Origin of the sequence: Chryseobacterium herbae (assembly GCF_025154075.1) — a bacterium.
GTDB lineage: Bacteria > Bacteroidota > Bacteroidia > Flavobacteriales > Weeksellaceae > Chryseobacterium > Chryseobacterium herbae.
In genome coordinates, this window is record NZ_JAOAMU010000005.1 from 272,287 (window position 1) to 285,263 (window position 12,977).

Genomic DNA, 12,977 nt, shown 5'->3' on the forward strand with positions numbered 1-12,977 from the left:
ATTAAACAGTCCGCAAAGATATTATAAATTGTTATTCAATGCATTCCAAATCATCAAATTACTTAAAATTTTTGTCTGTTTTTTATCATATTCTAAAGACGGCTGCCGCTGTTTTTGAACCTTGTAAAATAAAGAATATCAGATTTTTTGTCTTTATCCAGTCTCAAAACTTCCTTCTGCCAATAGTATTTATCATAAATAATATCCTTCAGTGGTTCATTTTGAAAATTCACAACACCATATTTATCCTGTTTCTTCACGACAATTTCATTCTCAGAATTTTCAAATGCAATAATGTCGTCATACATAAAAGGAACGATCTCCTTCCCTTTTTCATCAATGATTCCGTATAAATTACTGGAATTTTTACAAACTACCGGTTTTGAATACAGATTAAAAATATTGAAGAAATCCGGCTCCTGTTCTTTAATAGCAACAATGTCTTTGAGTAAAAAAACAGATCCGTTGAGAACAGAAAATGTATAGTAGCTGTCTTGTTTTTTGATGATCAGCTGATCAGGATAGAAAGCAATAACCTGGGTATTTTCATCCAGAATATTCTTCAGATCTTTATCCAGAAACTGTTCTTCCTGTCCTTTTTTAAGGTAAATAAAATCTTTTCCCGAAATACTGAAGCTCTGTATAAAATCATATTCCTGAGGAACAACAATCTCTCCATTAAGGTTCACCACTCCGGTTTTCTTTGATTTATCACTGTAAACACTGAACAGATTATTGAATAGCGGCGTTAAATACTTGAAACTGTTTGGATAAAGCTTTTTGTCTTTTTTATTGAAAACGGTTGCTTTTCCTTTTTTTCTGAGATAAACATATTCTTTTGCGCCAAAATATTCCGGTGAAGCATCATCATAGATTTCTTCAGCGAGGATATTTTCTTCAGCATCCACTAAACCATATTTTCCCGTCGTTCTGTTTTTTGTAATCAGATATGGATAAGAAGCCAAACTGTAGATATGTGCTGAGAACTTATGCAGAGTCTGACCGTTTTTTCCAATGATTTCGCTCTGATTATCGTCATTAATGATCAATACTTTACCATTTTCAAAGTGATAATCTTCTTTGAATTCACGGGGACTCACCTGTTTTCCTTCCAGATCATATAAAAACCATACTTTATCCTTTTGCACGAAAAAACGGTCTTCTGCCACAAACAGGATTCTCTCTGAATATGGAATGATTTCTTTTCCCTGATAGTCATAAACCGCTTCTTTTCCCTCTTTTGAAGAAATGATACGCTTTTTGCTTAACCAGGGTGTATTGAAGCTCTGATCGTCTAAAGGAAGTAATTCGTTTCCTTTTTCATCAATGATGGCAGATTTGGTTTTATAACCGGATTCTCCTGAAGTAAGAATGAAACGGTTTTTAAATATATGTGAAATACTGTGAGGCGATTCAAACGTAATATTTCCCAAAGAATCTACAATGCTTTCTTTTTTATTTTTCGAATCGTACACCGTTCCGTAGCCTTCTGAGTAGGAATGAACTTCCATCCCTATCTTCTTAGACAAAAGGATCTTGGTATACTGATTGGTCTGGGCCATACACACCGACGAGCACAGTGCGAAAACTAAGTTTTTCAATGAATTTAAATAGAATTGTTGACAATAAGAACGATCTCTCCTTTTAAAGTTTTGCTTTTGGAAAATTCAATTAATTCATTGATTGTTCCGCGTTTGGTTTCTTCAAATTTTTTGGAAATTTCCCTGCTCAGGCTGGCTTTTGTTTCTTCACCAAAGAATTCTTTGATCTGCTCCAGAGTGGTATTGATCTTATGCGGGCTTTCGTATAAAACAATCGTCTTTTTCTCTTCTGCCAGTTGCTTCAGCTTCGTCTGTCTTCCTTTTTTCTGAGGCAGAAATCCTGCAAACAGAAATTCGTTATTCGGAAGTCCGGATACTACAAGTGCCGGAATTAAAGCTGTCGCTCCGGGAAGACAAATCATTTCGATATTATTGTCTGATCCAGCTTTTGCTAATAAATAGCCCGGATCGGATATTCCGGGAGTTCCGGCATCGGTAATGATCGCGATATCCTGACCGCTTTTAAGATCGGCAATCACTTTTTCAGTGGCCTGATGCTCGTTGTGAAGGTGATAAGATTTTAAAGGTTTGGAGATCTCGTAATGCTTTAAAAGTATTCCTGATGTCCTTGTGTCTTCACATAAAATATAGTCAACTTCCTTGAGGACTTTTACAGCCCTGAAGGTCATATCTTCAAGGTTCCCAACGGGTGTGGGAACAAAATATAAGATTCCGCTCAAAATTATAAGAATTTATTTTCTACCAATATCCAGAGTCTCTGGGCATATTCATCTACTTTACTCCACTTTCTTTCGTAATAAAGATCGCTGAGATATTCTTTTGCTTCTTCCAGGTTTCTGAATCCGTTCAAACGGGCTACCGTTTCATTCAGATCCGTCTGGCTTCCGTCAAACAGCATTTTTGAAAAAGCAATTCTGTCGTTCAGATCCAGTCTGAATTCAGGTTTTACCTTATCCGCCTCCATAAATTGGGTAGGAATGTTGGTTTTCAGAATACCTGCCTGCTCTTCTTTTACTTCAGGTGCTGGTTTTTCATTTGGGATTTCCCTTTCCAGCGGATCGTCGTCAAATAGAGTCTGTACAGCTTTCAATCCTTTGATATTGGCCAGTTTTATTTTTTTCTCCTGCTGATAGGCATCGAGGTCTTCGAAGCTCTCATCAGAGGCAAGTTTTTGATTTTCTGTTTCCGGAAACGGTTTATCTATATCGACAATTTTTCTTCTGTCGTAGACTTCCGCAAGGATGTTTTCTTCCTTTTCTTCCAAAGGAAAATCATTTTTTATTTCGCTTAAGATACCTTCCACATTAGAAGTTTCCGTAAGCATTTCTCCCTGTTCGATGGTAACATTCGACGCAATGAACTGCTCTTCGTTTTCCTCGATCAGAATTTCGTCTTCCAGCATTTCAGTATCGAAAATACTTGGAATCCTTTCCGTCTGTTCTTTATTTTTTTCCGGAGTAGAATGATCCGGTTGTTCATTTTCAGGGTGGTTTGAAGCATTTGTTTCATGTGAAACGTTGTCTTCATCTTCGTCTATTTCATTCAGTTGATTATTGAAAATCGCCTCTTCTTCCGTCGTTTCAGTGATGAATAAATCTTCATTGAGATCTTCATCATTATCAGGTTTCGCATCGGCAAGGATTCTTTCTTCATCCACAAAGCTTAATACTTTCTCATTAGGATTGAAAGATTCATTTTCATCAATTTCGTTCAGCTGATTATTGAAAACAGCTTCCTCTTCTGTAAGATCTTGGTGAGAAACCTTTTCCTGAGCACCTTCGGATGACGCCTGTCCGTTGTTTTCTTCCGCAAAGCTGACGATATTCTCATGGAATTCATTTTCTACGATTTCGTCAAGCTGGTGATTAAATATTTCCTCATCATCAATTGATGTTGCTGAATAATTTTCACCTTCGTTTTCATCTATTTCATTGAACTCATTATTGAAGATCGCCTCTTCTTCCGTCACCTCATGATTAGACTCATGCCCCTCATCAGAGTGGGATGAAACGTACTGGCTCTCGGCATTCTGCTGATAATGATCGGTAATAAAGTACTCGATATTTTTTTCCAGCAACCTTAAAAAAGAGATCCTGTTCGCAAGCTCATCTACAAGATCCTGCTTGGAAAGTAATTCGTCTACGTTGTTTATTTTCTCCAAAATATCGATGATATTCTTGGATTCAAAAAAAATTTTTTCCTTTAAATCTTGGATGTTCTGCATAATAAGAATCTTATTAAAATTGCTTACTTTTGATCTTAAAAATATACGGCTAATTTAACAAATGTTTTTAGAAAATACAATTAATCATTCCAAACAAAGTGGTTGGATGGAAGTTATTTGTGGCTCTATGTTTTCGGGGAAAACCGAAGAGCTGATCCGAAGATTGCGAAGAGCAGAAATGGCGGGTCAGAACGTGGAAATTTTTAAACCGAGACTGGATACACGATATTCTGAAGAGGACGTTGTTTCTCACAATCAGAATAAAATCCGCAGTACAGCAGTAGATAATCCCAATGAAATTCTTCTGCTGGCTTCTAACTGTGATGTGGTGGGAATAGATGAAGCACAGTTTTTTGATGAAAGCATTGTAGATATTGCCAATCAGCTTGCCAACAGCGGCGTAAGAGTGGTTGTGGCAGGGCTTGATATGGATTTCCTGGGACGTCCGTTCGGACCGATGCCTAATTTGATGGCTACGGCAGAATACGTCACAAAAGTGCATGCTATTTGCAAGAGAACGGGGAATCTGGCCAACTACTCGATGAGAATTTCTCAGGGAAATAATCTGGTAGAGCTTGGCGAAACGGAAAGTTACGAAGCAGTAAGCCGGCGTGTTTTTATTGACGAAGTACTTTTAAGAAAGAAAAAATAATACCGCACAGCGGATGGATGATTTCGAAGGCGCAAAGTTATTCCTGCATATACAAAAGTATCTGTATTAATTATTTTGCGCCTTTGCAGTGGTCCAGAAAAAATAAATTAACTTGTAAAGGTAATAGGGCAAAGCTTTTAAATGGATATGATCTAAACAAAGTATTCAGCTTCCCAAAAATTTACCATCAGTGAGCTCAAAATAAAGCAGAAGGGGTACCAATGAACTATACAGTAAAACAAATTGCAGACATCACCAATGCACAGATCATTGGAGATCAGGATTTAGTGATCAGAAATATAGCGTTTGACAGCAGAATTATTTATTCAACGAAAAATACGGCATTTGTGGCGATCAATACGCACAAAAATTCCGGGGAAAAATTCATTGAATCTGCCATAGATCGCGGTATTGCTGTGATTATTTCTGAACATCAATATCCGCAGTTTGACAATATTACATGGATCATTGTTGAAAATTCGGTGGATTTTCTTCAGAAACTGGCGAAATACCATTTCGAAAATTCTCACCTTAAGTCTATTGGAATTACTGGAAGCAACGGGAAAACTATTTTAAAGGAATGGCTTTACCAGTGTCTCTGGAATGAATTCCCAACGGTAAAAAGTCCGAAAAGTTTTAATTCTCAGATCGGCCTCCCACTTTCCCTGCTTCAAATCAACAACTCGTATGAATTTGGAATTTTTGAAGTAGGAATTTCAAAGCCGCACGAGATGGAAAAGCTGGAAAATATATTCCATCCACAGATCGGATTGCTTACCCATATCGGAAATGCCCACGCAGCCAATTTTCAATCTGAAGAAGAGCTCATCGATGAAAAGATCATGCTTTTTAAAGGTTCTGAAGTCATTATTTACAATGGCGATCATGCATTGGTTGACCAAAAAATAAAGGAATTATATTCTGATAAAAAATTAATTTCTTACGGATTTAAAAACAACAACCAGGTTTTCATCAAAGAAGGTATTTCGAAGGATGAAAAAATTACGGTTGTTTATTTCGATGAAGAAATCTCCTTCCCTGTTCATCAGAGAGACGAAGCTACCTTAACGAATGCTCTGGCTCTGATCACCGTTTTAAAAGAACTGAATATCGATAATCAAAAGATCATCGAAAAGATCAATACTTTAAAAGCTGTGGAAATGCGTCTGGAAGCTATTGAAGGCATTAAAAATAATATCGTCATCAACGATTCTTTTAATCTGGATCTGGATTCTCTCAAGACAGCGCTTCAGTTTTTGAATGAATATAAGAAATCTAAAAAATCCTTGGTTTTAACGGATATTGTAGGGGTTAATTCCAATTCACAGGAACTTTATGAAGAAGTTTCCGAACTGGTGAATGATCAGAATTTCGATTCTGTTTTCTTAATCGGGGATGAAATTTCAAAGTTCAGTGAATTATTTAAAGCTAAAACTTCTACTTTCGTCAGTACTCAGGAATTAATTGAAAGTAAGCATCTTACAGAACTCGAAAATCAGATTATTCTGCTAAAAGGAGCGAGAAAATTTGAAATCGAAAAGCTTAAGGATATCCTTGAACTCAGAAAGCATGATACCGTTCTGGAGATCAATCTGAATGCTATTCTTCATAATATCAACTATCACAAATCGCTACTGAAACCAGGAACAAAAATGATGGCGATGGTAAAGGCGAATGCTTATGGATTGGGAAGTTATGAAATTTCGGAATTCCTTCAGCACCATCATATTGATTATCTGGGCGTTGCTTATGCAGACGAAGGTGTAGAACTGCGTAAAAAAGGGATTACCACTCCTATTATCGTGATGAATCCTGAACAGCACAGTTATGAAGCCATCATTGAATATAATCTGGAGCCTGAAATTTACAGTTTCAGAGTTTTGGAATTGTTCTATGAAGCGGTTCAGAAATCCGGGTATGACAAAAAATATCCTATTCATATCAAGCTTGAGACGGGAATGCACCGTCTTGGTTTTAAAGATTTTGAATTGGATCAGCTCAGTGAAACTTTAAGTCATAAAAACGTAAAGGTCCAGAGTATGTTCAGTCACCTGTCTTCATCAGACATGCCTGAAGAGAAGGAATTTACCTTCAGACAGTTTGAAGTTTTTGAAAAGAACTCCAGTTATCTGATTCAAAAGCTGGGATACGCTCCTATCCGACATATTCTGAATTCTTCCGGAATTACAAGTTATACAGAACATCAGTATGACATGGTAAGAATCGGAATAGGAATGATCGGTGAATCACCATGTAGTGAAATACAGAAACAACTTCAGTCTGTGGTAAGCTTTAAAACGGTAATTTCACAGATATCAACCGTAGACACCGGAGAATCTGTAGGTTACAGCAGAAAATACAAACCGGATCATGCCGCAAAGATCGCTACCATTCCTGTAGGATATGCAGACGGAATTCCCAGACTGATCGGCAATCAGATAGGTAATGTAGGGGTGAATAAGATCCTGGCTCCTATTGTAGGAAATCTCTGTATGGACATGATGATGATCAATGTAGATCAAATCCCCAATGTAAAGGAAGGTGATACAATCACCATCTTTAATGCAAAACCAAGTTTAAAAGAATTCGCAGGCTACTGCAAAACAATAACCTATGAAGTATTAACATCCATTTCGCCCCGGGTGAAACGGATATATATAAAAGACTAATTATGAGAAAACTCCTGATCCTTCTCTTCGTATTCCAACTCCTGATGATCCATTCTCAAGTGAAAAAGGATCTCGTCATTCCCAAAAATCCCAGAATAGGACTTTCCCTTGCCGGTGGCGGCGCCAAAGGTTTTTCACATGTCGGAGTACTGAAAGTATTAGATTCATTGGGAGTAAAAGTAGATTATATTTCCGGAACCAGTATGGGTGCCATTGTAGGTGGTCTGTACGCTTCGGGATATTCCGGAAAAGAAATAGAGAAAATCGTCATGGATACCGATTTCTATTCTCTGATCATGGATCCAAAATCCAGACAGGAATCTTCTTTCTTTAACAAAACTGTCGATAAATATCTTTTATCCATTCCTTTAAAAAATGGGAAAATATCCCTTCCCTCTTCTATAAGCTCCGGGCAGAGAAATGTATATCTTCTCAAGGAACTTTTTAAAAACGTCTCCAATATAGACGATTTCTCAAAACTCCCGATTCCTTTTATGTGTGTTGCCACCAATCTTGAAAGTGGGAATATGCAGATCTTTGAGAAAGGAGATCTGGTACAATCCATTATGGCTAGCTCAGCTTTTCCTTCTCTTATGGATCCGGTAAAAATCGGAGACAGCATTTATATTGATGGCGCGATGTCAGTCAATTATCCTTCAAAGCCGTTAAAGGACAAAGGAATCGATATCGTGATCGGTGTGGACCTAAATCAGGATTTATCGTCACGAGAGGATTTAAGCAATATTATATCGATCCTCAATCAGGTTATTGATTTCGGAATTAAAAAAGATACCAGAAAACAGTACAAGTACACCGATATTAATATAAAGCCTAATCTTAAAGGGATGACGGCCACCAGCTACGACGATAAAAAGAAAATTCTGGATAGCGGATATGCAGAAGGCAGGAAGTATACCGCGGTATTGGATCAGCTCCCAAAACGTTCATTTGACCGCCTTAGAGAGCGCGTAAATCCAATATATTCCAATGTATACAAGATAGACAGCATTTCACTGGATGGAGGCCGTATTTACGGTAAAAACTATGTTTTGGGGAAAATGGGGCTCCGTCTTCCTTCTATGCAGACGTATGGAAGCATTAATAAGAAAATTGACAAACTGGTTGCCACCAACAATTACCGTTTTATCAATTATGATATCATCCCGGAAAATGATGCGAATTATCTGAAACTGTACGTTACAGAAGATGAAGCCCGCCACTTTTTGAAAGTGGGACTGCATTACGACGAAGTTTTCAAAACAGGACTTCTTCTGAATTACTCCGGAAAACGTCTTCTGTTTAAAAACTCAAATCTTTCACTAGATGTAGTGGTAGGTGACAAACCGAGATATTATCTTAATTATTTTATTGATAACGGATATATCCCCGGTTTTGGTATCTACTCTTCCGGAATGAGCTTTGACCTGAAAAATATAGACAACAATATTGTAGATAAATGGGAATGGTTCAGGAATGAGGCCTATATACAGTCCGTTTGGAAGGATAAATTTGCAATTGGTGGTGGAATAAGCCATGATTATTTTGGTGCAGAAATAAATGGCGTACACGAAAGATATATGCGCTTTTTAAACCCGTATGTATTCCTGAAAAGTGACACCCAGAACGATAAAGACTTCCCTTCCAGAGGTATTTACATTAATGCTGAAGGTAAGGTGATTGATCTTTTAAAATCCGAAGTCGAAAAAAGAATCATTCAGGTTAAAGCAGATATCAGGCTTAATATTCCGTTATCCAAACAATTCTCATACCGTCTGAATCTTTACGGTGGAATTACGATCGGGGACAATCTTCCTGAATTTTATCAATACAGACTTGGGGGAATCTTTGAGCAGAATCTGATCAACTTTAAGAATTTTGGAGGCTTTTATTTTGCTCAGCTTAATGCAAATAATGTCATTCTTATTTCAAATGATCTGCAGTTTAAATTCAATAAAAACTACTTTATCAGCGGGAATTTCAGCTTTGCGAATCTTTCAGATGATATAAAATTTGAAGATGCAGTTAAAGTAAATTATAGTTCACTGGGACTTACGGCTGGTTATAAATCTCCTTTCGGGCAGATTAAAGTTAATTTTAGCCATTCACTTAAAAACAATCAAAAAGGCATATTCAGTGTTATTTTAGGACACTGGTTTTAATACAATGATACAATTTTTTTACGAAAACTTACAGGAATCTGTCAGTACAGATTATCAAAAATGGCTGGAAGATATCATTCTTTCAGAAGGAAAAAAACCAGGAGAAATCAATTATATTTTCTGCGATGACGAGTATCTGCTTAAGATCAATCAGGATTATCTGCAGCATGATTATTATACCGATATCATCACTTTCGATTATGTAAAAGGCAAAACAATAAGCGCAGAGATTTTCGTATCTTTGCAGCGAATTTCAGACAACGCTTCTACTCTATCCAGAGATTACGAAGAAGAATTAAAAAGGGTACTTGCCCATGGCATTCTTCACCTCGCAGGCTACAAGGATAAGACCGAAGAAGAGGAGAAAGAGATGCGCAGAATGGAAGATCTTTATCTGGCTAAATTCAGAGATTTAAATCCTGAATAAATTGAAGAATCACTTAAGAAGCAATTCGTAAAGTGCTTAAAGCTAGGTAGAATTACAACTCACCTGGAGTGCATTCTCTAAAAATGTTTCACGTGAAACATTCATAGAAAATATTAAAATTAAAGGCTTTAAATAAGCAATATAAAATGATTTCAGATACATATGACGTAATTGTAGTAGGTGCCGGACATGCAGGTTGTGAAGCTGCTGCAGCGGCCGCGAACCTGGGTTCAAAGACCCTACTTGTTACCATGAATATGCAGACCATCGGACAGATGAGCTGCAACCCGGCAATGGGAGGAATCGCAAAAGGACAGATCGTAAGAGAGATTGATGCTATGGGAGGATACTCCGGAATTATAGCAGATAAATCTGCCATTCAGTTCAAAATGCTGAACCTTTCAAAAGGCCCCGCGATGTGGTCACCAAGAACTCAAAATGACAGAATGCTTTTTGCAGAAGAATGGAGACTCGCTTTAGAAAATACACCCAATCTTGATTTTTTTCAGGACATGGTGAAACAGCTTATTGTAGAAAATAATAAGGTAACCGGAGTTATTACTTCTTTAGGAATTGAGATAAAAAGTAAATCAGTTGTTCTCACCAACGGAACATTTCTTAACGGTTTGATTCATGTTGGAGATAAACAATTAGGTGGAGGAAGAATGGGCGAACCAAGAGCCTACGGAATTACCGAACAATTGGTAAGCTTAGGTTTCGAAGCCGGAAGAATGAAAACAGGAACTCCTCCCCGAGTAGACGGAAGAAGTCTTGATTATTCTAAAATGGAAGAACAGAAAGGAGATGAAAAACCTCAGAAGTTCAGCTATACGGACACTCCGAAATTAACAAAACAATTAAGCTGTCATATCGTTTATACGAATGAAACCGTACATGATATTCTTCGTGAAGGTTTCGACAGAAGCCCAATGTTTAATGGTACGATTCAAAGTTTAGGCCCAAGATACTGCCCAAGTATTGAAGATAAGATCAATCGTTTTGCAGAAAGAACAAGACACCAGCTTTTCGTAGAACCGGAAGGATGGAGAACTGTGGAAATCTACGTAAACGGATTCAGCTCTTCTCTTCCTGAGGATGTACAGATCAAAGCAATGAAACATATTCCTGGTTTTGAAAATGTAAAAGTTTTTCGTCCGGGTTATGCTATTGAGTATGACTACTTCCCTCCTACCCAACTAAAACATACTTTAGAAACAAAACTTATTGACAATTTATATTTTGCAGGCCAGATCAACGGAACTACGGGATATGAAGAAGCGGCAGGCCAGGGATTAATTGCCGGAATCAACGCCCATAATAAAGTACACGATAAAGAAGATTTCATCCTAAACAGAGATGAAGCGTATATCGGCGTATTGATTGACGATTTAATTACGAAAGGAACTGAAGAACCTTATAGAATGTTTACTTCCCGTGCAGAATACAGACTTCTGCTAAGACAGGATAATGCAGACATCAGATTAACTGAGAAAGCATACCATTTAGGCCTTGCAAAAGAAGACAGATTAAGAAAAGTTGAAACGAAAGTAACTAAGAGTCAGGAACTTGAAATATTTTTAAGAGAAACTTCTTTAAAACCGGGTATTATCAATCCTATTTTAGAATCTATCGACAGTAACCCTGTAGATCAGGCTTACAGAGCTGCTCAATTCCTTACCAGACCCAATATTACTCTGGACAAGCTCGATGCAATCGATACCATCAGTGAGTTTACTTCTCAATATGAAGATGAAATAAGAGAGCAGGCAGAGATCAATATCAAATACAAAGGTTATATCGAAAAAGAAAAGGAGAACGTAGCCAAGCTTAACCGTTTGGAAAATATAAAAATTCCGGAAGATTTTGATTATAAGAGTCTTTCAAGCCTTTCTTCAGAAGCAAAACAGAAAATGTCTAATGTAAGACCGAAAACTATTGCACAAGCAGGAAGAATCAGTGGTGTTTCTCCGGCCGATATAAACGTTTTACTAGTCTATTTAGGACGTTAAATCAAAAATGTTTCACGTGAAACATTTGTAAATTAAAAGCAAAAATTAAGGTATTTACATGCGTTAAATCGGATTCTTAAATACCTTAATTTTAAAATATCAAGATATCAATTCAATGAGAATAAAGGATCATTTTCTTTCACAGGAAATATTTGAAATTAAAGAGACAGAAACAATAGGAGTTTTCAAGACCACTCCTATTCCATCCAATATTTCCAAATATTATGAAAGCGAAGATTATATTTCCCACCACCAGGATTCAGGAAGTTTTAAAGAAAAGCTATACAAATTTCTTCAGTCTTTTAATCTTCAATACAAAAAAAATATTCTTGCAGACCGAATAAAAAAAGGATCAAAAGTTTTGGATTATGGATGTGGAGCCGGAGAATTTGTCAAGTACATAGAAGAAGATTTTGAAACTTTTGGCTTCGAACCTGATGCTGATGCCAGAAAAGCCGCACTCAACAAAATCTCCAATGCAACAGTCATTGATAATATTCAAACCATTCCTGAACAAAGCTTAGACGCTATCACTTTATGGCATGTTTTTGAACATGTAGAGAACCAGGATGAAATGCTGAAAATATTTCACGGGAAATTAAAAGACAAAGGACTTTTAATTATTGCTGTCCCCAACCCTACTTCCTATGATGCAAAACATTATAAAGAATATTGGGCAGCGTACGATGTACCGCGACATATTTATCATTTTTCTAAAAACGGTATGGAAAATTTAATTTCCAAGAAACCTGATTGGAAAATGAGAAAAATCAAACCCTTAGTGCTTGATTCCTTTTACATCTCAATGTTGAGCGAAAAATACAAAAAATCACCTCTTTTTTGGCTAAAAGCAATCATCTACGGAACGATTTCTAACGTAAAGGCTCTTTTTTCAAACGAATTTTCAAGTTTGATATACATTATCGAAAAAAGATAGAAAATCGATTTTTGAGCCATTTCTGAAGGCCAATTTTCACCTATTTTGACTTAAAAAACAAAAACCCGGACAATTTTCCGGGTTTTACTTTTGATGTCTAAACTGAATTTAAAATCGAAAAGTAAAAAATTAAAACTCCCCTACTCCATTCTGTAAAAATTGAAAAAAAATAAAGACTACCCAATTTATACAGAGTCATATATTTTTAACCAAATTTATTTTTTATTACAAAAATTAAAATGGATCGAAAAATCCGAATTAGTGTATTTACAACTACCCTTCACAAATACAGAACCATATTGCCACACTAATCAATAAATTGATCAGTTCTGTTCATC

Annotated in this window: 9 protein-coding genes; 6 read left to right on the forward strand and 3 right to left on the reverse strand. The window is 36.7% G+C overall.

The genetic code is table 11. The annotated features are described in order from the left end of the window. Window positions 1-92 precede the first annotated feature (92 nt). From N0B48_RS16585 to N0B48_RS16595, 3 genes are read right to left on the reverse strand one after another with little or no spacing between them, the layout of a single operon-like run. Entirely contained in the window at window positions 93-1,601 is a 1,509-nt protein-coding gene (locus N0B48_RS16585; protein WP_259839993.1) for a WG repeat-containing protein, read from the reverse strand. Window positions 1,602-1,606: 5 nt separating this feature from the next. After that, window positions 1,607-2,281, reverse strand: a complete 675-nt coding sequence (gene rsmI, locus N0B48_RS16590) for a 16S rRNA (cytidine(1402)-2'-O)-methyltransferase (protein WP_259839994.1) — start codon at window positions 2,279-2,281, stop codon at window positions 1,607-1,609. A 2-nt stretch (window positions 2,282-2,283) separates the two neighbouring features. Further along, window positions 2,284-3,786, reverse strand: a complete 1,503-nt coding sequence (locus N0B48_RS16595; RefSeq protein ID WP_259839995.1) for a DUF8457 domain-containing protein — start codon at window positions 3,784-3,786, stop codon at window positions 2,284-2,286. A 61-nt stretch (window positions 3,787-3,847) separates the two neighbouring features. Between N0B48_RS16595 and N0B48_RS16600 the strand changes: the two genes are divergently transcribed. The 6 genes from N0B48_RS16600 to N0B48_RS16625 all read left to right on the forward strand — a co-directional run bounded on the left by N0B48_RS16600 (window position 3,848) and on the right by N0B48_RS16625 (window position 12,639). Next, the gene (locus N0B48_RS16600; protein WP_259839996.1) at window positions 3,848-4,438 is read left to right on the forward strand and encodes a thymidine kinase; all 591 of its coding nucleotides are present in this window, start codon (window positions 3,848-3,850) and stop codon (window positions 4,436-4,438) included. Between the two features lie 221 nt (window positions 4,439-4,659). Continuing rightward, window positions 4,660-7,107, forward strand: a complete 2,448-nt coding sequence (locus N0B48_RS16605) for a bifunctional UDP-N-acetylmuramoyl-tripeptide:D-alanyl-D-alanine ligase/alanine racemase (RefSeq protein WP_259839997.1) — start codon at window positions 4,660-4,662, stop codon at window positions 7,105-7,107. 2 nt (window positions 7,108-7,109) lie between these two features. After that, window positions 7,110-9,266, forward strand: coding sequence for a patatin-like phospholipase family protein (locus N0B48_RS16610; protein ID WP_259839999.1), 2,157 nt, complete (start codon window positions 7,110-7,112; stop codon window positions 9,264-9,266). Between the two features lie 4 nt (window positions 9,267-9,270). Further along, window positions 9,271-9,693: an rRNA maturation RNase YbeY gene (gene ybeY / locus N0B48_RS16615; RefSeq protein WP_259840001.1), complete on the forward strand. Its 423-nt coding sequence runs from the start codon at window positions 9,271-9,273 to the stop codon at window positions 9,691-9,693. A gap of 146 nt (window positions 9,694-9,839) precedes the next feature. Further along, entirely contained in the window at window positions 9,840-11,702 is a 1,863-nt protein-coding gene (gene mnmG / locus N0B48_RS16620) for a tRNA uridine-5-carboxymethylaminomethyl(34) synthesis enzyme MnmG (RefSeq protein WP_259840003.1), read from the forward strand. A 115-nt stretch (window positions 11,703-11,817) separates the two neighbouring features. After that, window positions 11,818-12,639: a class I SAM-dependent methyltransferase gene (locus tag N0B48_RS16625; protein ID WP_259840004.1), complete on the forward strand. Its 822-nt coding sequence runs from the start codon at window positions 11,818-11,820 to the stop codon at window positions 12,637-12,639. The last annotated feature ends 338 nt before the right edge of the window (window positions 12,640-12,977 follow it).